Here is a 25,103-nt window from a genome sequence, read left to right on the forward strand (position 1 = left end):
GCTTGATTATATCACATCTTAGCCCCAGTAGAATACATTTTAATCGGCTCAGGATTATCTGCTATGCTCCAAACACCGCATGGGCAGACACCAGCACAGATACCACAGCCAATACACTTATCCGGGTCAGATACATATTCCCAGCTGCCATCAGCTTTTTCGATACGGGTAATAGCCTTTTCCGGGCAGGACTCCAGACACATCTTACAATCGCGGCAGGTACCACAGCTGACACACCGTGCATGGTCGTCCACGGGGTCACCTAACAGGCAGTGATGGCACTTATCAAAATAGGCTTTTGACAGGCGTTCAGCCGGAATCTGCTGTTTCTGAGGGAACGGCTTAACCTCCTGTCCCCTTACGTACTGGTCAACATAATAAGCAGCTTTACGGCCGCTGCCAATAGCATCTGTCAGGCGGCCCGGTTTAATGGTGTCACCAGCCGTAAATACACCGGCAGCGATGGACTGGTCAGCCTTCGGCACCAGCCAGCTGTTACGGAAGAATTCTATGCCTTCATTCTCTGGCAGGAAATCCAGCTCCGGCTCTTCACCGATGGAAACAATAACCTGGTCAGCCGGGATAAACGTACCATCATTGGCATATACACCTTCAGCAGTAATCTTATTGGTGAAGAAGGGCCATACGAGCTTGCCGCCCAGACCTTCCACATAGTCAATTTCCTCTTTAAATGCCGCCGGTTTCTGTACGTCCACAGCTACAACAGTTTCCGCGCCCATCTCATAGGCTCCGCGGCAGGTATCCATACCAGAGTTGCCGGCACCGATAACCACTACATGCTTGCCAGTCCGGGGGTGCTCGCCACGGTTGATGGCTTTAAGGTATTCCAGCCCCATAGTCAGGCGCTCTGCGCCTTCCCAGGGGAAGAAACGCGATTTGGTGCCGCCCGTTGCTACGACAACAGCATCATTGTCACTACGCAGCTGCGCGAATTTTTCTTTATCTACTTTATAATCAGATACAAACTTAACGCCGACACTTTCAATGCGCTTAAGCTCGGCCTCAAGCAGTTCATGTGCCAGGCGGCCACGCGGAATAACCTGTTCGAGTTTGCCGCCGATATGGGCAGCCTCATCATAAACCGTGACGCTATGTCCCTTGCGTGCCAGCTGCCAGGCGGCCGACAGGCCGGCTACACCACCGCCGATAACGGCAATTTTCTTTCCGGTCTGTACTGCCGGTTTGACTACCGGCAGAAATGCGGAACGATAGCCCAGGTCACCAATCTGTATAGGTTCATCAATACTGCCACGGGTACAGCCGTCCATACAAGGGTTGGGGCAGACAGAGCCGCAGACCGAACCCGGGAACGGCGTATATTCCAGTTCCAACTGGAACGCCTCGTCCAGTTTGCCCTGACGAATCAGGTCAAAACGGCGCTGTGTCGGAATACCTGTCGGGCAGTTAAACTCACAGGGTGCAGCAAATTTAGCATTATCCCAGCTGGGTACACGCAGACGGTAGAGCCCTGTCGAGAGCGTATTATGTACCGCAAAATCATCATGCGCAACATCAGCAAAGATACCGCCCTTCACCCATTCACTCATGCGGAATCCCTGCATGGACGGTTTATTATTGCCCTTGGCAGTCTTTTCGGCAAAGGTCAGGGGAACTAATTTCTGCCATTCCTGCCAGTTGGTCAGTTCCGGTTTGAGCCCGTTCTTATCAATATGATTCAGGAAATCATCCATGCCTTCATTCAGGAAAGCAATATCAGCGTCATCCAAAGGCAGGCATTTTATATCCGCCGGGAACCCGGCAATGGCCCCACGAACGTAAACTACGCCGCCTACCATGCCAACACAAGGACGTTCACCTAACACAGAAGTATATTCTGCACTGTCATAGCCGCAGACTACAGCCCGGCCGCCGCCCATAAACTCAAAGGAGAAGGAACCGGTATTTTTGAGAATCCACAGTTCCGGTTCTTCATAGAGCGGGTCATGTTTCATCAAGGAACCGGTACGGGTACCACTGCGGCCGCCGATGAAGATTTTACCACCGGAAGAACAGTGACCGGCCGTATCACCGGCATCACCCTTTACGGTGATGATACCACCGGCATTAAGCCAGCCCACGTCAGCAGAGGTCGCACCTTCCGCCACGATTTCCGTCCCCGGCAGGCACATAGAGCCTACACGCTGACCGGCATTCGTCACATGGAAATGCAGTGTCTTGCCCTCAGGGTGCCACAACGGACCGCCAATATCATGCTGACCGGAGGCCGCTATCTCAAACTCCGTTTCCCCCTTGGAAACGGCCTGGCCAATGGCCAGCAGCAGGTCTTGGGTGGACATACGGTCATGTCCCTGCATTGTATCTATTTTGAACATTTTCGTAATCCCCCTAATTAGCACACATACTGAATACCAAGCTGTTCAGCCACAGCCTTGTCCGTAGCCACCAGTGCGTCACTGCGGCCAATAGGCAGGGAACTGTTGCCGATAGGAGCCATGAGCTTTTTCAGCTCGGCATCAAAGGCCAGTACATAATCAACAATCTTCTGTGCACCCTTATCGACATCCAGACGTTTCACCAGGCGCGGATCCTGCGTACAGATACCCATTGGGCACTTGCCGGTATTACAGGAGTTGCAGCGGCCCTGCTCGTTGCCGACACAGCCCAGCAGCTGAATAAGCACCTTACCCACAAACACACCATTTGCTCCCAGGCACATGAGCTTGAAGGCATCAGCTGCAGCATTGCCAGTCATACCAATACCACCGCCGCCATACAGGGGAATCTGCCCCTGCAGGCCCTGTTTCACGGCTGCCAGATAACAGTCACGAATCTTGGATACCACCGGATGGCCGGTATGGTCCAAAGAGACCTCATTGGCAGCACCAGTACCGCCCTGAATACCATCCAGGAAGAAACCACCGCAAATCTTATACGGGTCACGCAATAAGTTATTATATACCGATACAGACGTTGCTGATGCCGCACACTTGATGGCTACCGGCACACGGAAACCAAAAGCCGCATTCATGGACAAGTGCATTTTCTGTACCGATTCCTCAATGGAGTACAACCCCTGATGATTCGGCGGTGAGGCCAGCGTAGCCTTGGGTACACCGCGAATTGCCTGCACGTGCTCAGCCACCTTGGCACTGGGCAGCAGGCCGCCGTCACCGGGCTTAGCACCCTGACCGATTTTAATGAGAATACCAGCCGGGTCGGTAACCATATTGGGAATTGCCTTAATAATACGGTTCCAGCCAAAATGACCAGAGGCAATCTGAATAATGAAGTATTTAAGGTAGTCAGATTCCAGCAATTTACTGGGCATACCACCTTCACCAGAGCTCATACGTACTGGCAGACCGCATTTTTCGTTAAGATAGCCTACAGCCAACGCCACAGCCTCCCAGGCTCTGGTTGACAAGGCGCCGATGGACATATCCGAGAAAATCAGCGGATAAATCCAATTTACCGGCGGTGTACTGGCTGACGATACCAGCTTGCCGTCCTTTACCGTAAAGGGCAGTTTATTAGCCGGCAGAACGCGGCCAAAAGGCGCACGGATATCAAAGGTATGACGCGCTGCGTCCAGCGAGGGGTCAGTCATCTGCGAGATACGCCCTACCACAATGCTGTCCAAAGTCCGCTGGGCATTGAGATTAGTACGGCCGCCGCGTTTAATCGGACCGCTGTCCCGTGATAACAAAGTCTTGCGCGTATCCTGATTTCTTACAGGGCGAATAGCATTATTGGGGCAGATTTTTTCACACATACCACAGCCACGGCAGAAATCAGTCAGGCTGGCCACCTGTTTAATGATAGGTCTTGCCACATGAGTATGCTTAGGCTGGGGCTGATTCCCTTCAGATACCGTCAGGGACTGCCGCTGCATTTCCACTTTAATGGCCTTGAAGGAACAACCGGCTACACAGCTGCCGCACATGGTACAGCGTTCAGCGTGATATTCGATTTTCCAGGGCAGGTCATTTACACCGATGTCCTGAGTTTTTACTGCTTCCATCTCTGTACCTCCAAGTCATTATCGATAACCACAATTTCCCGTTCATTGGGATAAATATCCTGCGACTGGTCACGGTCAGGCATGATTTCATTGATACCGCATACCTCAGAGGATATCGCCACCATGTTTTCGTTACGGCCGATTACCACCGGACGCAGTTTTTTGGAATCACAGCAGGTAATCATCCGGCAGTCCGGGAGTACCCCGATAACAGTGTTCGGGCCGTTTATTTCCAAATTAGCCAGTGACTGGCGGATAGCCGTCAACACATCTTTATCCTCACGCTGTTCACATTCCTCAAACGGCAGCGGCGTAATCACATGCTTGTAATAGATAAGCGGCCATTTCAATTCATGATGAACGTAATGGAGCGTATTCAAGAAACACTGGGAATCGGACTCAAAACCGATGTAGCCCCTGTGCAGCGAGGACTGAAATTCCTTGTTCTTGGTATAGAAGGTATTTTCCCCGTTAGCACACAGGGTATAGCCCTGCAGGAAGAAGGGATGTGCTGCATAACGCACAATATCATAGTTCGTATTCTGACGGCACTGCACGACAATAGATTTAGCGATAAGACAGCCATTATCATCCCACAGATGGAAATAAGTGGCGATATCACGCGGATCACCGATTTCCTTTAAGGTCAGCACATCAGGCCAGAAGGAGTACACAAAGCCATTCCCTGTTTCCGTAAGGAGCTTGCGCAAAGCCAGCCGGGTATCAAGCAGCAGATTTTCCTTCTGTTCAGCCGTCATATCCGCAGCCTCTTCAGGATAATCATAGTTACGGAAGATGTAGTATGGCATTGCCTTGATATCCAGCCCCGGCTGTTTGTCGGGGATAGGAATCCATTCGGCCAAAGGCACAAAGTTATGTGCGTCCATGTACTCCTCTACCAGCTGGGCACCACGCTGGGTGCAAGCCAGGGACAGCAGCGGCTTATCCTTGTAGGGAGAGAATATCCCGTACAAATCCTGCATAACCATGGCAAAGCCGGAATTGTCGTGGCCTTCCTGCTGGGGCAGCATCAGGCGCAATGCCTGTGATGGCTGGATAGGCACCTTGCTTTTTATCGAACCAATTCTGCACATAACTTTCGCTCCTTTGGGAAATGTATACGCTATTTGATACTTTTATCTCTTTACACTACACATACAGTGTAACACTGTTCATATTATATGTACCATGTAAACTATTGTCAATAAGGGTTTAGCTTAAAATTATGCATTTATGGTTATCATAACCCCTGTAAAATAGCCGTTTATGCCTTATCAATATGTATTTTTATTCATAAATTAGTATTTTTATAAAAACAACTATTTACACGATGACAAATATGTTATAGCCATAAAGCCACTAAAAAAGCCCTATGCAACAAATTGCATAGGGCTTTTTATATTATATTACTTTTGTTATGTTATGTATTTTTTTACGGTATACAGGAATACAAAGAACGTCAGTAACCATCATTATGAATACATAATACTTTTATCTGAACGGTCAGTATTCACAAAAAAACATCATCTTAATGCAAATAAGCCGATGGGTTTACTGCCTGTCCGTTAATCCGTACCTCGTAATGAACATGCGGTCCCGTGGAAAATCCGGTGCTGCCCATATAGGCAATTACCTGTCCCCGGTGAACCTGTTGTCCGGCCACTACCGCCACCTGCATGGCATGGCCATAACGTGTCATAATGCCGTTGCCATGGTCAATGTCAACCATATTGCCGTAACCGCCGTCATTCCAGCCAGCTACCCGGACAACACCATCTGCCGTAGCAATAATAGGCGTGCCCATATCGTTGGCAATATCAATACCAGGATGGAAATCTGAGCCATTCCAGCGCAGGCCGTATGGCGAGCTGACCACACCGCGTGCCGGCCAAATGGCAGGTGTTGTGCCTCCCGGCAGGGAGATTCCCGGCAAGCCTAAGGCCTGCTGGCGCTGACTTAATTCTTCCTTCAAAGCTGTGAGCGACTGCCTTCTGATTGCCAGCCCCTGCTCCACTAACGACAGTGTATCACTGACATTCTGCACAGTCGGCTTATTTATAGGGCCACCCTGTCCATTATGATTGCCGGCCTCGCCCTGCTTGTCACCGTTGCCAGAATTGTTATCCTGCACAGGCTGTGCCCCGGACAAGCGTCTGATATCTTCTTCCAGCTTTTTCAGCTGATTCATATCCTCCTGCAAAGCATTGGCTTTTTTAGCCAACTGCAAAAGCTGCTCCTGCTGAATGGCATTTACCTGCCGCAGGTCCTCAATTTCAGCACTGCCGCTTTTATTGGCCATCGTGGAATACACGGCATAGCTGAATGCACCGACAAACAGCAGAGCCCCGGCCAGTAAGGACGCAATACCGTATTTCAGAATACTGCCTGATATACGGATTGTTCTGGTATCTCCTCCCTGACTGGGAATAAATTTTATCGTATACTCCTGTCCAGCAGTCTTGCCTGACTCTTTTTCTGCTGACATTTACGTCTTCCTTTCCTAAACTATGGATGATTACTTGGCGGTATTCATGGCCTCGCGCAAGGCCTCTTCTTCCTCATTGGTCATGGGATAAGTAGATTTGCCGCCGACAATGGGCTTTGCATAGCTCCGGGAATCCTCACGGCCAAAGATACTGGACATCACCACACCATTATCATGTGCGTCCAGCAATGCTACTGCATAGCTCAAATCACTGCCCATATCTTCAAAAGCGCGGAACCGTACAATGCCTACACGGGTTACAGCCTTTTGCAGCAACTCGTCAATACGGCGGTTTTCCGTATCCAGACGTTTATTTTCTTCAACTACATGGCGCACTTCATCGATATGTCCCATAAGTAATCTTTCAAGATTATCACCGGTAGCACCACTCATCATCTTGCGATACCGTTTTTTCATATAACTGAGCGTCCATGCCTGTTTAATCATAATGCCGAGCATGATAAGCATGACCACAGCCATAATCACTACCAAAAACGGCATATTGTCCCCCATAAAGGACATAAAATAATTCATGTTCATTGTGTAAACCAAAGCTCCTCTTTATACGGTAAATTTGCCAGTCTGCGAGAACTGCCGCAGGGCATCCATTTTGGCCTGTTTTGTGCTCTGCTGGCGTTCTATCATCGTCCCCATAATACGTTCCAAATCCTCCGGGGAATAGAACTCTATCTCCAGTTTGCTTTTCTTCTTCCCCGTCTGTATCCGCACCTGCGTACCAAACATCTGTGTCAGCTTATCTACGGCATCCCGGATAAACACATCCTGCTCCGTTTTTTGTTTAGCCGCCTGCTCGCCACCCTGTGCGTGGAATAAATCGGGATTTTCCAGTAGTTTTTTTACGAGCTGTTCCGACTGGCGGGCAGAAAGCTCCCGGCTTTGAATATAGTCTGCGGCCTCGAGCTGCAATTCCTTGTTTTCCAGGGAAAGCAAAGGTTTGGCCTGGCCCATGGACAGGGTGCCATTGGCTACATACGCCTGTACCTGGTCTGCCAGATTAAGCAGCCGCAGGAAGTTGGCAATATGCGAACGGCTGCGGCCTACCTTTTTGGCCACGGCCTCCTGCGTCAATTTGAATTCCTTCATCAGACGCTCGTAAGCCTTGGCCTCTTCCATCGCATTTAAGTTTTCCCGCTGAATGTTTTCAATCAGAGCTATCTGGCCGATTTCTTCATTATTATATTCCCGGACAATTACAGGTACATCCTGAAGGTTTGCCAGTTTGGCAGCTCTGAGACGTCGTTCACCAGCGATGAGTTCATAGCCATCATCAGGCAATTTTCTTACCAGCAAGGGCTGCAGAACGCCAAACTCCTTTACGGACTCCTTTAATTCCTCCATGGCGCCCTCGTCAAAATCCAAACGCGGCTGATAACGATTGGCCTGAATTTTGGCCACAGGAACTGATTTTACGCCGTCGCTGCTCTCCGGTGTCAGTTTCGCCTTCTGCAAACCAAAGGCGCCCAGACCTTTTCCCAGTCCGCCTTTTTTAGCCACGGGCAATCACCTCTTTCGCCAGTTTCATATAAACTTCCGCCCCTTTGGATTTTTTATCATAATATAAAATGGGCTGACCATAGGAAGGCGCCTCACTCAGGCGCACAGTACGGGGAATCCGCGTCTTGTACACCGCAGTATCAAAGCTGTTTTTAACCTCTGCTACAACCTGCTCAGCCAGCTTTGTCCGGGAGTCATACATGGTCATGACCACGCCCTCGATAGCCAGATTGGCATTGAGGTTATTACGCACCAGCTCAATGGTTTTCATCAGCTGCGCCACACCTTCCAGCGCATAGAATTCGCACTGAATCGGCATGATTACCGAATCTGCTGCCGCCAAAGAATTCAGCGTAAGCAGACCTAAGGAAGGCGGACAGTCTATGAGAATGTAATCATAATTATCCCGCACAGCGTCCAGTGCCTTTTTCAGACGTGTTTCTCGGGATATGGCAGCCACCAGTTCCACCTCTGCACCAGCCAGTTCAATATTAGCCGGCAGTATATCAACCTTGAATTCCGTCTTTTGTAATACTTCCGCCACCGGCGCATTATCAATGAGTACATGATAGATAGTCTTGTCCAGTTCTGATTTTTCCACACCAAAACCGCTGCTGGCATTTCCCTGAGGGTCACAATCCACCAGCAGAACCTTCTTTTTCTTAGCCGCAATGCAAGCCGCCAGGTTTACTGCCGTAGTGGTCTTGCCAACGCCGCCTTTCTGATTGGCAACAGCTATAATCTTTGCCAAATTTTTCACCGCTTTCCTCACAATTATTTGCTATATGTAACAGTGATTCTTGTAAAAAACCATGAAAGTAAGTATAATTGTTACATTACTTGATTTATTTTGGACAGATGTAAATAAAAAACACCTACAAACAGCCATACCTATATAATAATATGAAATGACAAAAAATGCCATTGTTTCACGTGAAACATTTAAAAAAATTTAAGGTCGTGATGAAATGCCCATTTATAACGCTCCTCTGCTGGCCATAGATGCACAGGAGACCAAACGCTATGCAGGGCTGATGAAGGCCCGGGACTTTGCCGCTGAGAAAATTCTGGAGGCCTGCGACAATGCGCGCTTATTGGCCCAGCCGCGGGGCATTTGGGAAATATACGATTATGACTGTCAGGCACAAATGATAAAATCACAGCCCAGCTGCCAGCTGCAGGGCAAAAAAATCGGCCAGCACCTGGCCGGCTGTGAAAAAATCATCGCCCTGTCAGTAACCATCGGTGAAGATGTCGAGGACGATATTTCTGCCCGTTTTAAGGACGGTGAATACACCCTGGCCCTGCTGATGGACGCTGCCGCAACCGCTGCAGTAGAGCAGATTGCCGACGGTATGGAAAAAGCCCTGGCTCCCAAGATGGCAGCCCAAGGTTTTGCCATGAAATGGCGTTTCAGTCCCGGCTATGGCGACTGGCCTTTGGAACAGCAGCCGGAACTGCTGCGCCTGGCCCAGGCTGATAAAATCGGCGTCAGCCTCACGACCTCGCTGATGCTGCTGCCCAGGAAAAGTATCACCGCCATCATCGGCCTGTACCGCAAACAGGAAAATTCTGTCCCCAGCCACCAACCGGAAAACTGTGCCCTGTGCAGTCAGAAAAACTGTCCGGCACGCAAAGTTTAAATTTCTCCATAGAACAGGAGTCAATATATGAGCAAAATAGAAATCTTTGACGGTGCCATGGGCACCATGCTGCAAGCCGGCGGCCTCCAGCCCGGAGCTTGCCCGGAACTGATGAATGTAGAAAATCCCGACGTGGTAAAAAACATTCATCGGGCCTACATTGAGGCCGGTGCCACTATCATTGAAACCAATACGTTTGGTGCCAGTCCCTTAAAGCTGGAACATTACGGACTGACAGACCGTATGGCTGAACTAAATACAGCAGCGGTTGCCATTGCCAAGGAGGCTGCCCGGGGCCGGGCTAAAGTTGCCGGTTCCATGGGACCCACCGGCCGCTTTGTTGAACCGCTGGGCGACTTATCCTTTGATGAGGCTTACGACAATTTCTTTGCTCAGGCCCAGGCGTTAGCTGCTGCCGGAGCAGATTATCTCATTATCGAAACCTGCATTGATATTCAGGAAATGCGCGCGGCCCTGCTGGCAGCGAAAGCAGCCTGCAATATTCCCGTAATCTGTCAGCTCTCCTACAGCGAAGACGGCCGCACGGTTACAGGTACTGACCCGCAAGCCGCCGCAATTCTCCTCGACGCTATGGGCGCGGATATCATCGGTGTAAACTGTTCCCTCGGCCCGGAGGAACTGGTCCCCATTGTCAAAACGCTGGCGGAAAACTGCAACTGTCCAATAAGTGTACTGCCTAATGCCGGTATGCCCTACCTTAAAGACGGCGAAACCGTCTTTCCCATGGGGCCTGCGGACTTTGGCCAATGGGGCGTAAAGCTGCTGGAGGCTGGTGCCACCTATTTGGGAGGCTGCTGCGGCACCACCCCTGAACACATCAGAGAACTGGCCAAAGCTGTAAAAGGCCAGCCCCTGCCCAAACGAAAAAAACAGGCCAAAAAACTATGGCTCACCAGCCGCAGCAAGGCTGTCTGCATTGACAAAGAGCTGCCCACCCGCCTGATTGGCGAACGTATCAATCCTACAGGCCGCAAAAAACTGGCAGCAGAAATCCGTGAAGGCTCCCTGCTGGGTGTAAAAAAAGAGGCCGTCAATCAGGTCAAAGCCGGCGCCCACCTCCTTGATGTAAATATGGGTGTTGGCGGCATTGACCAGGCCGCCGCCATGCAAAAGGCCATTACTGAAATTGCCCAGCTTACAGATGCACCGCTGGCCATCGATACCAGCGACGCCCAGGCTCTGGAGGCCGGACTCAAAGCCTATCCCGGCCGTGCCCTCATTAACTCCGTCAGCTATGAACCGGAACGGATTGCCGAATTCCTGCCTTTGGCTAAAAAATACGGCGCTGCTATTCTCTGTCTGCCCATTACCCCTGATGGCGTACCTAAGACCGCCGAAGAACGCATTGACGTCATGCATAAAATCATCGCTGCAGCCAAAGAGCAGGGCCTTGATGATGGCGATTTCCTGCTGGACGCTTTGGTCATGACAGTTTCTGCTGATAAAAGTGCCTGCTACGAAGTCCTCATCACCCTGCAGATGTACCGCGAACGCTTTGGCTATCCCACCACCATGGGCCTGTCCAATATTTCCTTTGGCCTGCCAAACCGGCCGCTGATAAACAGCACCTTCTTCGCCATGTGTCTGGCAGCCGGCCTTGATGCTCCCATCATGAATCCCTATGATGAGTCCATGCAGAATACGCTTATGGCTGCCGCCGCCCTGCTGGCTGATGACCCCAATGGACTTGCCTACAGCAAAAACGCCGCGAATCTGGCCGCACCTAAGGGAGCTGCCACCGCCAAAGTAACGGAACTGACACCACTGGCAGCCATCAAACAGGCCGTTATTGATGGCGAAAAGGACGAAGTTCCTATATTGGTAGAAAATGCCCTCAAAGCCGGCATAGATGCCAATACCATCACCGAACAGGCCCTCACCGCCGCCATGACCGATATTGGTGTCGACTTTGGTGCCGGGCGCATGTTCCTGCCACAGGTACTGCTCTCTGCCGAAACCATGCGGGCTGCTTTTAACAAAATCAAAGAATTGACACCCGTAAGCCAATCCCCGGAACAGGGCACCGTCGTTATCGCCACTGTCAAAGGTGATGTCCATGACCTCGGCAAGAATATCACCGGCGCCCTGTTGGCCAACAGCGGCTTTAAACTCATCGACCTGGGCAAGGACGTGGACAGCACGGAAATAGTCAAAGCTGCTATCGAAAACAAAGCCGATATCGTCGGCCTCTGTGCCTTGATGACCACCACCATGGTACAGATTGACAAAGTTATCGAGGACTTGAAAACTGCCGGTTGTGCAGCCAAAGTTATGGTCGGCGGTGCCGCTGTCACCCAGGAATACGCTGACAGTGCCGGTGCTGATGCCTACGCTCCCGACGGCGTAAAAGCCGTGGAACTGGCCAAAGAACTGGTCAAAAAATAATGCACGAAAAAAGACTGTGAAGTACACAGTCTTTTTTGGTATGTTAAATTCAGCTTTGCTTAGAACAGTACCTTGGCCAGGTGCAGGTATTCCGGGTCAAGCTGCTTTTTATTGTTTACGGAGTCATGCAGGTCAATGGATACTACGCGGCCTTTGCTGAAACCGAATACTACGTCAGACAGACCGGAGATAAGAGCCAAGGCAGCCTGCTCGCCGAGCTGGCTGGCGCGTACACGGTCGATAACCGTCGGTGAACCACCGCGCTGAATGTGGCCCAATACCGTTACACGCGTATCAAGTTCCGTCTTCTGGGCAATGAAGTCACCAATTTCCTGCGCATTGCCGGCACCTTCAGCTACAACCACGAGGATATAACGCTTGCCCTGAGCATAAGCGTCCTTCATATCATCGCAGAGCTTTTCCAAATCATATTCTTCTTCCGGTACGAGAATGTACTCAGCACCGCCGGAAATACCGGCCACCAGTGCCAGCCATCCCGAACTGCGGCCCATAACTTCCATAACGATGACACGACGATGGGCCGAAGCCGTGTCACGTAACTTATTGATGGCATCAATGATGGTATTGGCTGCCGTGTCACAGCCAATCGTATAGTCAGAACCCCAAACGTCATTATCAATCGTGCCCGGCAGGCCTACGATAGGAATACCAGTTTCCTGTGACAGCAGGGACGCACCACGGAGAGAACCGTCACCGCCGATAACGCACAAGCCCTGAATACCACGGTCTACCAAATGCTGATAGCCGAGCATACGGCCTTCCGGCGTTTTCCAGCGTTTGCAGCGAGCCGTTCCCAGGAACGTACCACCGCGCTGAATGATGTCACCAACGTCCTTGGATTTCATCTCGAACATATTTTCTTCCAGCAGACCATGGTAACCATCGCGGATACCCCAAACCTTAACGCCCTCATACAGAGCCGTACGTACAACAGCACGGGCAGCTGCGTTCATACCAGGGCTATCGCCGCCGCTAGTCATGACTGCAATACTTTTAAGCATAATAGAAGTTCCCCCTTGAAATATGAGCAATCTGTAGCAAGTATTCGTTACTACGAGTAAAATCAAACCTCACTAATCCTTATCATACCATAAAAAGAAGAAATCTAACAGAAATTTTTTCAAGTTTACGCTAAGTTAAGTCTAAAAGGCAGCCAAGCATATCTTACTATTTTCCCTGACCTGCACTGCAATATCCGATTCGCCTCTTGACAACCGCCTGCTTTTCATGTTAAATTTTTCGTAGTTGATGCCGTGCAACTGACGGAAGTGGATAACCACAGGGAGCACGGGGAAGATAAGCCGACCGTCTGGGTGAACACCTGGATTTGTGTCGGCTTTTTACGTTATATAAAGGAGAATAGCAATGACAGAAATGGAACTGAAATACGGCTGCAACCCCAACCAAAAACCTGCCAAGGTATTTTGTGAAAACGGCCTGCCCTTTACGGTACTCAATGGCAAACCTGGCTATATCAACCTGTTGGACGCATTAAACAGCTGGCAGCTGGTACGTGAACTCAAGGAAGCCACCGGCCTGCCGGCAGCCGCCTCCTTTAAGCATGTCAGCCCGGCAGGTGCCGCCGTTGCTGTTCCCCTGTCGGAAACCTTACAGAAAACATATTTCGTTGAAGGCGTAGAACTCAGCCCGGTAGCTACCGCTTATATCCGCGCCCGTGGTGCTGACCGCATGTCCTCTTATGGCGACTTTGTGGCCCTGTCTGACGAATGCGATGCCCAGACGGCAAGTTTCCTCAAACGCGAAGTTTCTGATGGCATTATTGCCCCCTCCTATTCGCCGGAGGCTTTGGAAATTTTAAAATCCAAACGCAAGGGCACTTATCTTGTCATTCAGATGGACGAAAACTATCAGCCGGCACCGCTGGAACAAAAACAAGTATTTGGCATTACCTTTGAGCAGCAGCGCAACGATATCAAACTCACTGCTGACTGCCTGACAGAAATCCCCACGGCCAACAAAGACCTGCCCGAGGCTGCCAAACGCGACCTGCTCATTGCTTTAATCACCTTGAAATACACGCAGTCCAATTCCGTATGCTATGCCAAAGACGGACAGGCTATCGGCATTGGCGCCGGTCAACAGTCCCGTGTACATTGCACGCGTCTGGCTGGCAGCAAGGCCGATATCTGGTATCTGCGCCAGTGCCCCAAGGTTATGAACCTGCCCTTCAAAGACGAAGTACGCCGCCCGGACAGGGACAATGCCATTGATGTATACGTTGGCGAAGAAAGCGAAGACCTCTTAACGGACGGCAACTGGGAACATCTGTTCACCGAAAAGCCTGCCCCCCTCACCCGTGAGGAAAAGAAAGCCTGGCTGGCTACCCAGACTGGTGTTTCCCTGGGCTCTGACGCCTTCTTCCCCTTTGGTGACAATATCGAACGCGCCCGTAAAAGCGGTGTAAGCTACATCGCCCAGGCAGGCGGCTCTATCCGTGACGATAATGTTATCGCCACCTGCGACAAGTACAATATGACCATGGCTATGACGCATATTCGCTTGTTCCATCACTAATCAGTTACCCCGTTCTTACTTATATACACACACAGCAAAATCGCTGGCGGCTAACCGTCAGCGATTTTTGTCTGTTTTTATTCTATTACAGGGAAACTCTGAACCAGTCCTCCAGCACATCACGTACACTCTTATGCTTTGGCCAGAGGTTGTCGCCCTTCTTCACTTCTTTTAATACCCTGGTATAGATTTCATCTTCCAGGGAGCCGGACACAAGATTTTCCCAGTTTCTTACACTATAGGGACGTTCCTTAGCAGTGTTATCCGGCCGCCCGGATACTTCCAACTCACTGAGGAACTGTATCTGCTTAGTTTTAGGCCGCAGGTAATAATGCTCCAAAAAGTATTTCTGCGGATAGCTGTATTCCTCATCAGAATCAACCTTCACGAGTTTAATCCACACGTCGAGTATTTCCTCTGACTCCGAATAGGGGATATTTTTCCAATGCGCATTCTGGGAGTCAAGAAAATAGGCAAAACCATTATCCTCAAACAGGTAAACATAGCGTACCTTCTTTTTGTCCGTACTTTGCCCATTAGCCTGCTGCTCACGCTCCATAGCCTTGGACAAAGGGCCTTTTTCTACGCTGTCCTCCTGCTTATTAAACCAATCATCAGCATGACTGGTATCCGAAGAAATCTCGGTACTTTTTATCTCTTCCGGCTCCTCCGCCGCCTGAACCGTCAAAGGCATACACAGGCATAATGCCAGAAAACTGCCAACTGCCAAGCCCTGCCACTTAAACATTTTCCCACCTCTATTCACAGCCATATTATCCTGCTCATGTATTTTATGTATTCTCCATCAGTGGCAAATATCCTTTTCCCTCACATGAGGAAAATTGCAGTTTGACGCTCAGTGCCTGCCTTATTTTATTTGTTACAGCGCAGTCGGGTGGAGGTGGTAATACTTTTCGCTGTTCCACTAAATGTCCCACCAGCAAACGATTGAGCTTTTTAGCGACCTTGCGCCGGGCAGGCCAGCGGCGCGTATGTTCATCTCATTTTCCAGTAACTGTTGTTTGTGGGCCAGTCCTCACTGCGTTCGGACAGTCGTTCCACTGCGAAAAGCATCACCACCTCCGCCCTAAGCAACGCCCGTATAAAATGATTCTCTCGCAGTGACAGGGTACAAGTACATCGATGTTCTTGTAACGGGAGCAACGGGTTCGTAGCAATTGTAAATACCTTAGCTGGGGGCGAACGGGGGAGTGATTTTTATGCGGGGAGCGACTGCCTGAGATAATATGTAGTGACCTCCAATTGCAAGCATCGTGGATTTACCTGTATGATACAAATATAACCAAATCAACAGGATTTACCGCATACAAATGGAGGTCACTTATGAAAAGTATAGTATATGTCGGGATGGATGTCCACTCTTCAAATTACACGCTTTCCTGCTACATGGTAGAAAATGACAGATGCTTTGCAACAGTTCAGATAGAGCCAGACTATATGGAAATCTTGAAGTATCTTGCCAAAGTTCAGGAAAACATCGGTGAACCATGTGAATTTCGCTGTGGCTATGAGGCTGGCTGTTTGGGGTATAGCCTTTACCATCAACTGACAGACCATGGTGTGGACTGCACTATCCTTGCGCCAACAACTATGCCCATTTATAAGAAAAATGAAATCAAGACGGATAAACGTGATGCAATGAAAATTGCACGCTGTCTCGCATTCAACACATATCGTGCGGTATATATCCCCACCAAGGAAGATTCTAATACGAAAGAATATATCCGCATGAGAGATGCTCATAAACGTGCCTTAAAAACGGTAAAGCAGCAAATTACGGCATTCTGCCTGCGTTACGATTTTCGCTACACAGGTGGCAAAACTTATTGGACATTGAAGCATATTGCTTGGCTGAGAAGCCTTGAAATGGATGCTTTAATGCGCGAGATATTGGACGAATATATCCAAACCTACCAGAGCCTTATGAACAAGCTGGAAAGATTTGACAGAAGAATCGAAGAACTCGCTGGTGGAACTTCGTATGCTGACAAGGTGAAGAAACTTTCCAGCTTGATTGGTATACGTACACATACCGCGCTGGCATTAGTGGTAGAAAGCGGTGACTTTGCGCGCTTTGCAAAAGCAAACCAGTACGCAGCCTTTCTAGGTCTTGTCCCCGGGGAGAAATCCAGTGGTGAAAAGCAAAATCGTACAAGTATAACAAAGGCAGGAAATAGTCATCTGAGAAGATTGTTGACTGAAGCCGCACAATGTTACGGACGGGGACGCATAGGCTATAAATCAAAAGCCCTAAAAGCACGTCAATACGGCAATACGACAGAAACGATAGGATATGCAGATAAAGCCAATGAGCGTTTGAGAAGAAAATATTACCACATGGTTTTGAAAAATAATAAGAAGCATAACGTAGCCGTAACAGCAGTGGCACGAGAATTGGCTTGCTTTATCTGGGGGATGATGACAGAACATATCGCCTGACTAAAGTAATTTATAAACTGCTGAAAGGTATCTTGAAAAGACTTTGGCATAGCTGAGCAATGTTTAGTGATCTACGACTGCGCTGAGTTGACACAATGAAATGTGATTCACGATCTGAGATAGTAGCACTTACGGCGAAACCATTACACTGAGGTAACCAATCCACGTATAACAGAGTGGCAATGCCGGGAACTATGTTATCTAAGGTCTTTTCAAAATGCCTTTTGGCAGAGATAGAAATCGGTGCTTGACAAAGGTCACTACATAACAGCGCAGCGAAGGCCGGCACACTGTAGTACGCAGCTAAGCAACTACGCTGAAAGTAGCGCCGTTGGCCTGCCCAGCGCAGGTAACTGGACAGTGCTATTTTGCTAGGTGTGCCGTTCAGCGGAGGCAGAAAAATCACTCCCCCGTGAACCCCATGCATGTATTAACGGGATACTTTTAAGAACTACTTAACCGTCAAACTGCAATTTAACAAAAGTCTGTTGACATTTTCGTCAACAGACTTTCGTATCTGTTAGTGATAATATCATTACATCAAATATAATCACTACTTTTATTCAATTTCTATAGCGATATCGTTCATAGCCTCTGTCATAGCTTTATCGACAGCCTTTTCCATTAGCCGTCCGTTAACCCCACTACCACTAAAATTAGAACCATGCGTAGATCCTGCTGTTACAATATCATTTCTATAAGCATAATCACCTTTATTTACGTCTACTAAACGTACACGCACCCAAATGTTTCCCTTATTTGTTGTTGAATTAAACAACACAAAGCCATGTTTCTCATGTTTAAGCATACCTACATTCATGGTTACAACAAATAAATAATCATAACCATATTTACGGCCAACTTCTACAAAATCTTCACGCCGCAAATCTGCAAATCCCCTAGGCTGTATTCCAACTGGCATTTGGTCAACATCAGTACGCGATGTAATAGATGTTGTCGTACTATTTTCATTGTTACTTCCATTGCCACTAATAAGGGTATCTGCCGCAGCTCCTATGAGGGCTCCATTTATTTCGCTTTGACCTCTATTATGCGCTATAACAGCACCTGCTACAGTACCAGCTACAGATGCAATACTAAATCCACTTGCTGAACGATATGGTTGTCGATTCGTACTTATTGACGAAGATGGTCTGTTATCATAGAATTTATCTTCTTCCATCTGCAACAACGAAGTTTTTACATCTGTCCCTTTCATTAAGGCAAACTCCTCTGGTGAAAATTTTGCCCTCAACTTGCTATATATACGATTTTTTACCCTATCTTCAACAACAATCTGTTCGTCGCCATTGATGACTACAGCAATGCGAGTACGCTGGTCTTTTGGCACTCTGCCATTAGGATATATTATATGATGAGCACGCTTATATATGTCCGATGGCTCATAGTTCTTTTCCTTTTTCATCTCCCGGTCTGCAGCCGCTAAAGACGCCCTAGCCTCTGCTTTCGTAAAAAAAGCATAGGAATTGCAATCAGTATTTAGAGTCTGCCCCCCAGATACACAAATTCCCATTACCAATGCTATAGCACAAATCCTCTTCTTCATTTATACTGCCTCCCTACAACTCCCTTTGTAATCAACAGTTCCCATTACAAATTTTCCTGTATTCTATATTATATCCTAAATTTTCGCAAAAGTCCATTTTTATATATTACAGCTACTTTATCCATAAATTTAAAATTTTACTACACTCCACAAATACATTATGATAAAATATATTTATCTCCTATTGAGAGGAGGTGTATATCTGTTGTTTCAGACATTCGTGGAGTTGATACTCGCTCCGCTGATAGTAGGAATATTAGTTGAACTTTTCAACTACTGGTTAAACCACTAACAGCAAAGTAGTACAGAACCCCCCCAGGACTGGTCCTCCTGGGGGGGTTCGTATATCTGTTGTTTCTATATCGTACCATAATTATACCATTCCGCATAATCTAATGCAAGTTTAATACAACACCATACTGATAGATATATTCACTTTTTCTTTTCCGCTGCCTCTGCTACGCCTTTTTGAATATCAGCCAAATTCATTAAAGACACAGCATTTTTGCGCACATCTGCAGGGATATTCAATTTATCCTGTTGTTTTGAGCCTGCATAAGTAAGATAGAACTTCAATTCACTGAAATAGCCTAAGGATTCCATAGTTTCCCGTTCTTCAGCACTCAATTTCACGGTTCCGGCAGCCATTTCCTTGATAACACCTTTAGCATAGCCTCTGATCAACGGGGTTAAATCAGTGCTAATCGTAACTGTTTTATGGTTAGCCTTGTTCACCACCCAGTCTACCGTTATTTCCGTACCGGTCAAACTTTGCACCAGACCAGCCAACATTTTGTCATGCTGCTCTTTCTTATCAGCAGGCATTTTACTGGTATCAGCCATTGCATATTTCTGTGATACCTCTATCATCTTACCGGCGTCCATAACGATACGGAATCCCTGCATTTTTTCATTTGTATTTACCAATGAAATATTTTTTACCGCCTGCAAACTTTCATTAAATAAATCTACTGCGCCATTCCGCCAGGCTGCTGCAAGCTCCGTGGGCAGTCCCGGCAGTGTTATCTTGCTCCATTTACTCTTGCGCTGGGAGTAAATCGTCATTACGCCTTTATCCTGCTCCAGATAAAACGGTATATCCTCATGACTGGTGGTTTTATTATCTTTGGCAGTATAATCCCAGCTCATATTACCGCACCAGCGCATACTGCCGTCACGCAAAACCTTGCCGCTGGCATCAAGTTCCCAATGATAGTTAGGGCCGAATAAATCAATATCGGTATCGACCATCCGCTCATCATTGATATTTGCCATATAGGCCTCTTTGTACGCCCACATAACATCCGGCTGGATTTCGGCGGCCATAGCCGGGCTGCAGCCCCATAAAAGCATGCTGCAGCCAGCGGCGGCGATTAACTTTTTCCACATAATCACTCACTCCTTTTTACGCTAATACTTATAACGCAGTTGTTCCAGTTTTGCCATAGGCAAAACTTCATATTGGCAGTTCGCCATTATATAAATATCTCTCTTTTATCCCCCCTAATCATATTAGCGGATTTCGATAAATTTTTGCACTAAATAGCCAAATACAGCCGTAACAGTCAACACATCAGTGCCGTTAAGAACAATATATCCAACTATTTCCATCGTGTTTCTATCCAAAATTTGGCTTTGCGATGCAACAAATATTCCCTGATTGATAACCTTAGCAATATCACCAAAAATATTTGCCTCAAAATCCTGAGGATTATATCCATTTATTCCGCTGAAAAACCCCACCCCGTAATAAGTAATGAATTCCATGGTAGTGAGCATAATCATTCCCAATAAAACAATTTCCTCACGGGATAAATCTCTTTCCATAAATCTTCTTAAAGTAGCTACACAAACGAAATACGACATCAGCGTAATGCTATATCCATAAATCCACATATCTTCCTTAAAAAAATCATTCATGTAAAAAATATCAAATACCACTACGCCCATACTGTAAAACATAAATATAACAGAATAGGTAAAACCAAAAATCTCTATAGGAAACTCCTTGCGCGATAAATCTTCCTGCGGCGCAAATACAATAACCAATAGAAAATACATTATCGCATTCATTACATCGTCTATAATGCATATTATTCCATATTTAATTGGTATAAGCGGCAAAATAAAAAGAATTATAATAAAGGCGATAATAACTTTGACTAAGCGCGGATGGAAAAAAATTATTTTTTTGGCGTAATCATAAAGACTAAACAAATCTTTTTTTACAGCTTTCATAAGATTGCCACGCGAACTTTTTTTAGGCAATATATGATAAAAAAAGCGAAAAATAATGAACATCAGTACCAGCAAAATATATCCTATCAGCATTTGACTCCCCCTTCCCTAAAGTATATTAGTATACTATAAAGCCCCTATTCGCGCTGAATAGGGGCTTTTCCTGCTTTTACACTATGGGATTTTTTGTGGGCGTACCAGCTTTACGTGGATATGTTTTGGGTGTCGGCATGGTCTTATTGATAATAATGACCGCCCGTTTATCGTCGATTTCCGGCAGTTTTACAGGACGGATTTCCGTACTGCTGCCGCCCATGACCTTGATGGCCTTAACGGCCTCCTCCGCCTCATCATTATACTGCATGCCTTTAAGAGCGATGAAATGACCGCCTTTTTTTACAAAGGGCAGGCAGTACTCACAGAGAATGGGCAGTCTGGCCACTGCCCGAGACACGGCGATATCGAAAGACTCGCGATATTTTTTATTACGCGCCCCTTCTTCAGCCCTGGCATGGACGCATTCTACGTCCTTTAAGCCCAATTCCTCGACTACCGTCTGCAGGAACTTAATGCGCTTATTGAGGGAGTCCATCAATGTCAGCTTTATTTCCGGACAGAAAATCTTTAAGGGCAGGCCCGGAAAGCCGGCGCCGGTACCTACGTCAATAACGGTGGTTCCTGCCTGAAATAAAGCAGCATCATAGGCCGTAATGCTGTCAATTATATGCTTGATAGCTACGTCCTTAGGTGCGGTGATGGCGGTAAGATTTATCTTTTCATTCCACTCGATAAGCAGTTCAAAATAACGATTATACTGCGCTATCTGCGTTTCCGTAAGGTTAATGCCATACTCAGCAGCTGCTTTCTGCAGCTCTTCCTTAAACATCTGCTTTCCCCTCCCCGGCCTTTAGGCGCTGCTGTTGTTCCAGCCAGATAAGCAGAACGGAGATATCTGCCGGCGACACGCCGCTGATACGGCTGGCCTGTCCTACGGAACGGGGACGGATAGCCTTTAACTTTTCCCGTCCTTCATCGCGCAGGCTGGGCACATCATCATAATTAAGATTTTCCGGCAGGAGTTTTTCCTCCAGCTTTTCCATACGTTCCACCTGTTCCAGCTGTTTTTTGATATAGCCTTCGTAGGTGATAGTGATTTCCACCTGCTGCTTGACCTCCGGAGCCAGTTCCGGCAGGTCAAATAAACCAGCCAGTTTATCATAGTCCACAGCCGGACGGCGCAATAAATCATAAAAACTCGTGGCATTGCGAATGGGATCAATGCCGGCTCCAGTCAGCTTATCCGTAATTTCCTGCGTGGGATTGATACTGTTGTTTTCCAAAAAAGCCAGCGCCTCTTTAATAGCCGTCTGCTTAGCTGTAAATCTTGCCCAGCGGTCGTCCTTTACGAGTCCGACTCTGCGTCCTAAGGGTGTCAGGCGCTGGTCAGCATTATCCTGCCGCAGCAGCAGGCGGTATTCCGCCCGGCTGGTCATAATACGGTAAGGTTCATTGGTGCCCTTGGTCACCAAATCATCAATAAGTACGCCGATATAAGCCTCACTGCGTTTTAAGATAAGTGGTTCTTCGCCCTTAATAAACATGGCGGCATTGATACCGGCGATAATCCCCTGCGCCGCCGCCTCTTCATAGCCTGATGTGCCATTGGCCTGTCCGGCAGAGAAGAACCCCTGAATATTTTTAAATTCCAAAGTTGGTTTCAACTGTGTAGGGTCAATGCAGTCATACTCTATGGCATAACCGGCACGCATAACCTTGGCGTTTTCCAGGCCAGGAATGGTACGCAGAAATTCGAGCTGTACATCCATGGGCATAGACGTGGACATACCCTGCACATAGACCTCATTGGTATGACGGCCCTCCGGCTCTAAGAACAGCTGATGGCGTTCCTTGTCCGGGAAACGCAGGATTTTAGTTTCAATTGACGGGCAGTAACGGGGGCCGATACCTTCGATGATACCATTGGCCATCGGTGCCCGTTCCATATTGTCCCGCAGGATTTTATGAGTTTCTTCATTTGTGTAGGTCAGATAACAGGGAATCTGCTCGCGTGTGACTTCATCACTCATAAAGGAAAAGTTACGGCAGGCTGTGTCACCGGGCTGAATTTCCATTTTGCTGTAATCCAGTGTCCGTGCATCTACCCGGGCAGGCGTACCCGTCTTAAAGCGCATCAGCTTGACGCCGGCCTCTTTGATGGAATCGGAGAATTTCACCGCCGCCCGCTGCCCGGCCGGGCCTCCCTCATAGGTATGTTCACCAATGATAATACGTCCCTTTAGATAGGTGCCTGTGGCCATAATGACAGCTTTGGCCTGATATATTTCCCCGGTTTCCGACTGTACGCCAGTAACCTTGCCATCTTCTACCAGCAGTTTATCGATAAGCAGCTGTTTAACGTCCAGATTTTCCGTGTTCTCACAAGTTTCCTTCATCGTGAACTGATAAAGTTTTTTATCCGCCTGCGCACGCAGGGCATGTACAGCCGGGCCCTTGCCTGTATTTAACATACGGAACTGAATGCAGGTCTTATCGGCATTTACCCCCATTTCACCGCCTAAGGCGTCGAGCTCACGCACTAGATGCCCCTTGGCCGGACCGCCCACGGAAGGATTGCAGGGCATCATGGCGATATTGTCCATGGACAGCGTCGTCAGCAAGGTATTACAGCCGATACGGGCAGCCGCCAAAGCCGCCTCGACACCAGCATGGCCGGCTCCTACCACTATTACATCATAGTTGCCAGCTACAAACACATTTTTATTATCCATTTTCCTTAACCTTCTTTATTTACCAATACAGAACTTGGAGAATATCTCATCAATTATATCCTCACCCACTGTTTCACCGGTGATTTCGCCTAATTTTTCCCAGGCCGAACGCAGGTCGATGGAGATAAAATCGAGTCCCATGCCGGCCTCAATGGTATTTAGGGCTGCCGCTAAGTGGCTGTCAGCCTGCCGCAGGATATTGGCCTGGCGTTCATCACTGACAAAACTGCCTTCATCAGTCATTACCTGGCCGCCGTAGACCTTATCCTGGATAGCCGCCGTCAAGGCGTCCAGTCCATGTTGTTCCTTGGTGGATATTTCCAGCACTGCAGTCTTAGTCTTATTTTGCAGCATTGCAGCTGTAACCACTGGCGCTAAATCGCTCTTGTTTAACAGAACAATGGCCTCCCGGCCCTGCAGCAGTTCCAGTATTTCTTCATCTTCCTTGTCCAGCGGCCTTGACCCGTCAAACAGGGCCAGAACCAATGCCGCCTCGTTTACCATCTGCCGGGCCTTCTCCACGCCGATTCGTTCCACGACGTCCTCGGTAGCACGAATACCGGCAGTATCAATGATACGCAGCGGCACGCCGCCCACATTGGCGTATTCTTCAATGGAATCACGGGTTGTACCGGGAATATCGGTAACGATGGCCCGTTCTTCCTGCAGCAGGGCATTTAACAGACTGGATTTGCCTACGTTCGGCTTGCCCACGATGGCAGTCATCAGCCCCTCCCGTAATATTCTGCCTGTACCAGCAGTTTTGAGGAACTTTGCAATGTTTTGACGTACTTCGCTGACTTTGTCACTTACCTCTTCCGTAACCACATCATCGACTTCATCTTCGGGGAAGTCGATGGCCGCCTCCAAATGGGCAATCTGTCCCAGTATTTCATGACGCCATTCCTTTATCTGTGCTGAAAACTGACCTGTCAAATGCCCCGTGGCCATTTTTAATGACCTGTCAGTTTTGGCCGTGATAATATCCATAACCGCCTGCGCCTGCGATAAATCCAGCCGTCCGTTGAGAAAAGCCCGTTTGGTAAACTCACCGCCCTCTGCCGGCCTCGCCCCATATGCATAGGTCAGGGCCAGTGTCTTGCGCAGCGGCATTACACCGCCATGACACTGCAGCTCTACCACATCTTCCCTGGTATAGGAATGCGGTGCCTTCATTATTATGGCCATGGCTTCATCAACGGTACGTCCTTCTTCATCCACTACCGTGCCATATACAGCCCGATGGCTGGGATAATCTAAAATGCTTTTGCCACTGGCCGGCCGGAACATTTTGTCAGCCACGGTTAGTGCCTCACCGCCGCTGAGACGGATAATGCCTATACCGCCCTCGCCCTGAGCGGTAGCAATGGCGCTGATGGTATCTCCTTGCATAAATTCACCTTCTCATAACGTAAAAGGGCAGCCTCAATAATGAGACAGC

20 protein-coding genes and 1 riboswitch are annotated in these 25,103 nt (G+C 48.2%); of the genes, 5 read left to right on the forward strand and 15 right to left on the reverse strand.

Features of this window, described 5'->3' with window-relative positions; translation table 11 throughout:
- Positions 1-11: 11 nt before the first annotated feature.
- The 7 genes from DL94_RS0112335 to DL94_RS0112365 all read right to left on the reverse strand — a co-directional run bounded on the left by DL94_RS0112335 (position 12) and on the right by DL94_RS0112365 (position 8,754).
- Positions 12-2,354 carry an FAD-dependent oxidoreductase gene (locus DL94_RS0112335; RefSeq protein ID WP_028130417.1) on the reverse strand — a complete coding sequence of 781 codons (2,343 nt, stop codon included), beginning with the start codon at positions 2,352-2,354 and terminating at the stop codon, positions 12-14.
- A gap of 17 nt (positions 2,355-2,371) precedes the next feature.
- The gene (locus tag DL94_RS0112340; protein WP_028130418.1) at positions 2,372-4,003 is read right to left on the reverse strand and encodes a glutamate synthase-related protein; all 1,632 of its coding nucleotides are present in this window, start codon (positions 4,001-4,003) and stop codon (positions 2,372-2,374) included.
- Positions 3,991-5,097, reverse strand: coding sequence for a class II glutamine amidotransferase domain-containing protein (locus DL94_RS0112345; protein ID WP_028130419.1), 1,107 nt, complete (start codon positions 5,095-5,097; stop codon positions 3,991-3,993). Before DL94_RS0112345 ends, DL94_RS0112340 begins: the two co-directional genes overlap by 13 nt.
- A 434-nt stretch (positions 5,098-5,531) precedes the next feature.
- Complete coding sequence (locus DL94_RS0112350) at positions 5,532-6,488, reverse strand: M23 family metallopeptidase (RefSeq protein ID WP_028130420.1); 957 nt, start codon at positions 6,486-6,488, stop codon at positions 5,532-5,534.
- 30 nt (positions 6,489-6,518) lie between these two features.
- Positions 6,519-7,028: a DUF4446 family protein gene (locus tag DL94_RS0112355; RefSeq protein WP_028130421.1), complete on the reverse strand. Its 510-nt coding sequence runs from the start codon at positions 7,026-7,028 to the stop codon at positions 6,519-6,521.
- A 21-nt stretch (positions 7,029-7,049) separates the two neighbouring features.
- A complete protein-coding gene (locus tag DL94_RS0112360; RefSeq protein WP_028130422.1) occupies positions 7,050-8,003 on the reverse strand; it encodes a ParB/RepB/Spo0J family partition protein in 954 nt (317 codons plus the stop codon).
- Complete coding sequence (locus tag DL94_RS0112365) at positions 7,996-8,754, reverse strand: ParA family protein (protein ID WP_028130423.1); 759 nt, start codon at positions 8,752-8,754, stop codon at positions 7,996-7,998. Before DL94_RS0112365 ends, DL94_RS0112360 begins: the two co-directional genes overlap by 8 nt.
- Positions 8,755-8,971: 217 nt before the next feature.
- On the opposite strand from DL94_RS0112365, the gene DL94_RS0112370 reads away from it, so the two are divergent.
- Positions 8,972-9,646, forward strand: coding sequence for a methionine synthase (locus tag DL94_RS0112370; RefSeq protein ID WP_028130424.1), 675 nt, complete (start codon positions 8,972-8,974; stop codon positions 9,644-9,646).
- Positions 9,647-9,673: 27 nt separating this feature from the next.
- The gene (locus DL94_RS0112375; RefSeq protein WP_028130425.1) at positions 9,674-12,052 is read left to right on the forward strand and encodes a homocysteine S-methyltransferase family protein; all 2,379 of its coding nucleotides are present in this window, start codon (positions 9,674-9,676) and stop codon (positions 12,050-12,052) included.
- 59 nt (positions 12,053-12,111) lie between these two features.
- Here DL94_RS0112375 and pfkA read toward each other — a convergent pair whose 3' ends face one another.
- The gene (gene pfkA / locus DL94_RS0112380; protein WP_028130426.1) at positions 12,112-13,074 is read right to left on the reverse strand and encodes a 6-phosphofructokinase; all 963 of its coding nucleotides are present in this window, start codon (positions 13,072-13,074) and stop codon (positions 12,112-12,114) included.
- A gap of 244 nt (positions 13,075-13,318) precedes the next feature.
- Positions 13,319-13,395: riboswitch (ZMP/ZTP riboswitch) on the forward strand.
- Between the two features lie 43 nt (positions 13,396-13,438).
- Here pfkA and DL94_RS0112385 point away from each other — a divergent pair.
- The gene (locus tag DL94_RS0112385; protein WP_028130427.1) at positions 13,439-14,608 is read left to right on the forward strand and encodes a phosphoribosylaminoimidazolecarboxamide formyltransferase; all 1,170 of its coding nucleotides are present in this window, start codon (positions 13,439-13,441) and stop codon (positions 14,606-14,608) included.
- An 85-nt stretch (positions 14,609-14,693) separates the two neighbouring features.
- Here the strand turns inward: DL94_RS0112385 and DL94_RS14895 are convergent, their stop codons facing one another.
- The gene (locus DL94_RS14895; protein ID WP_051586451.1) at positions 14,694-15,356 is read right to left on the reverse strand and encodes a hypothetical protein; all 663 of its coding nucleotides are present in this window, start codon (positions 15,354-15,356) and stop codon (positions 14,694-14,696) included.
- 596 nt (positions 15,357-15,952) lie between these two features.
- Here DL94_RS14895 and DL94_RS0112395 point away from each other — a divergent pair.
- Positions 15,953-17,068 (forward strand): IS110 family RNA-guided transposase, encoded by a 1,116-nt coding sequence (locus DL94_RS0112395; protein ID WP_028130428.1) that lies wholly within the window; start codon positions 15,953-15,955, stop codon positions 17,066-17,068.
- 559 nt (positions 17,069-17,627) lie between these two features.
- On the opposite strand, the gene DL94_RS0112400 is transcribed toward DL94_RS0112395, so the two are convergent.
- Positions 17,628-18,635, reverse strand: coding sequence for a hypothetical protein (locus DL94_RS0112400; protein WP_028130429.1), 1,008 nt, complete (start codon positions 18,633-18,635; stop codon positions 17,628-17,630).
- A 160-nt stretch (positions 18,636-18,795) separates the two neighbouring features.
- On the opposite strand from DL94_RS0112400, the gene DL94_RS16620 reads away from it, so the two are divergent.
- On the forward strand, positions 18,796-18,927 hold the full coding sequence (locus DL94_RS16620; protein ID WP_156031864.1) for a type I toxin-antitoxin system Fst family toxin: 132 nt from the start codon (positions 18,796-18,798) through the stop codon (positions 18,925-18,927).
- A 140-nt stretch (positions 18,928-19,067) separates the two neighbouring features.
- On the opposite strand, the gene DL94_RS0112405 is transcribed toward DL94_RS16620, so the two are convergent.
- The 5 genes from DL94_RS0112405 to mnmE all read right to left on the reverse strand — a co-directional run bounded on the left by DL94_RS0112405 (position 19,068) and on the right by mnmE (position 25,054).
- Entirely contained in the window at positions 19,068-20,024 is a 957-nt protein-coding gene (locus DL94_RS0112405; protein WP_028130430.1) for a hypothetical protein, read from the reverse strand.
- A 123-nt stretch (positions 20,025-20,147) separates the two neighbouring features.
- Positions 20,148-20,966: a hypothetical protein gene (locus DL94_RS0112410; RefSeq protein WP_028130431.1), complete on the reverse strand. Its 819-nt coding sequence runs from the start codon at positions 20,964-20,966 to the stop codon at positions 20,148-20,150.
- Between the two features lie 76 nt (positions 20,967-21,042).
- Entirely contained in the window at positions 21,043-21,759 is a 717-nt protein-coding gene (rsmG, locus tag DL94_RS0112415; RefSeq protein WP_028130432.1) for a 16S rRNA (guanine(527)-N(7))-methyltransferase RsmG, read from the reverse strand.
- Positions 21,752-23,647, reverse strand: a complete 1,896-nt coding sequence (gene mnmG / locus DL94_RS0112420; protein WP_028130433.1) for a tRNA uridine-5-carboxymethylaminomethyl(34) synthesis enzyme MnmG — start codon at positions 23,645-23,647, stop codon at positions 21,752-21,754. The genes rsmG and mnmG overlap by 8 nt, the downstream gene beginning before the upstream one ends.
- A 30-nt stretch (positions 23,648-23,677) precedes the next feature.
- On the reverse strand, positions 23,678-25,054 hold the full coding sequence (mnmE, locus tag DL94_RS0112425) for a tRNA uridine-5-carboxymethylaminomethyl(34) synthesis GTPase MnmE (RefSeq protein WP_028130434.1): 1,377 nt from the start codon (positions 25,052-25,054) through the stop codon (positions 23,678-23,680).
- Positions 25,055-25,103: the final 49 nt, after the last annotated feature.

Source organism: Selenomonas sp. AE3005, assembly GCF_000686945.1.
Taxonomy (GTDB): Bacteria; Bacillota; Negativicutes; order Selenomonadales; family Selenomonadaceae; genus Selenomonas_A.

Excerpts from the sequence above, each read along its gene's own strand:
- DL94_RS0112335 (WP_028130417.1), bottom strand. The coding sequence starts at position 2,354 with ATGTTCAAAATAGATACAATGCAGGGACATGACCGTATGTCCACCCAA.
- DL94_RS0112340 (WP_028130418.1), bottom strand. The coding sequence starts at position 4,003 with ATGGAAGCAGTAAAAACTCAGGACATCGGTGTAAATGACCTGCCCTGG.
- DL94_RS0112345 (WP_028130419.1), bottom strand. The coding sequence starts at position 5,097 with ATGTGCAGAATTGGTTCGATAAAAAGCAAGGTGCCTATCCAGCCATCA.
- DL94_RS0112350 (WP_028130420.1), bottom strand. The coding sequence starts at position 6,488 with ATGTCAGCAGAAAAAGAGTCAGGCAAGACTGCTGGACAGGAGTATACG.
- DL94_RS0112355 (WP_028130421.1), bottom strand. The coding sequence starts at position 7,028 with ATGAACATGAATTATTTTATGTCCTTTATGGGGGACAATATGCCGTTT.
- DL94_RS0112370 (WP_028130424.1), top strand. The coding sequence starts at position 8,972 with ATGCCCATTTATAACGCTCCTCTGCTGGCCATAGATGCACAGGAGACC.
- DL94_RS0112375 (WP_028130425.1), top strand. The coding sequence starts at position 9,674 with ATGAGCAAAATAGAAATCTTTGACGGTGCCATGGGCACCATGCTGCAA.
- pfkA (WP_028130426.1), bottom strand. The coding sequence starts at position 13,074 with ATGCTTAAAAGTATTGCAGTCATGACTAGCGGCGGCGATAGCCCTGGT.
- DL94_RS0112385 (WP_028130427.1), top strand. The coding sequence starts at position 13,439 with ATGACAGAAATGGAACTGAAATACGGCTGCAACCCCAACCAAAAACCT.
- DL94_RS14895 (WP_051586451.1), bottom strand. The coding sequence starts at position 15,356 with ATGTTTAAGTGGCAGGGCTTGGCAGTTGGCAGTTTTCTGGCATTATGC.
- DL94_RS0112395 (WP_028130428.1), top strand. The coding sequence starts at position 15,953 with ATGAAAAGTATAGTATATGTCGGGATGGATGTCCACTCTTCAAATTAC.
- DL94_RS0112400 (WP_028130429.1), bottom strand. The coding sequence starts at position 18,635 with ATGAAGAAGAGGATTTGTGCTATAGCATTGGTAATGGGAATTTGTGTA.
- DL94_RS16620 (WP_156031864.1), top strand. The coding sequence starts at position 18,796 with ATGATAAAATATATTTATCTCCTATTGAGAGGAGGTGTATATCTGTTG.
- DL94_RS0112405 (WP_028130430.1), bottom strand. The coding sequence starts at position 20,024 with ATGTGGAAAAAGTTAATCGCCGCCGCTGGCTGCAGCATGCTTTTATGG.
- DL94_RS0112410 (WP_028130431.1), bottom strand. The coding sequence starts at position 20,966 with ATGCTGATAGGATATATTTTGCTGGTACTGATGTTCATTATTTTTCGC.
- rsmG (WP_028130432.1), bottom strand. The coding sequence starts at position 21,759 with ATGTTTAAGGAAGAGCTGCAGAAAGCAGCTGCTGAGTATGGCATTAAC.
- mnmE (WP_028130434.1), bottom strand. The coding sequence starts at position 25,054 with ATGCAAGGAGATACCATCAGCGCCATTGCTACCGCTCAGGGCGAGGGC.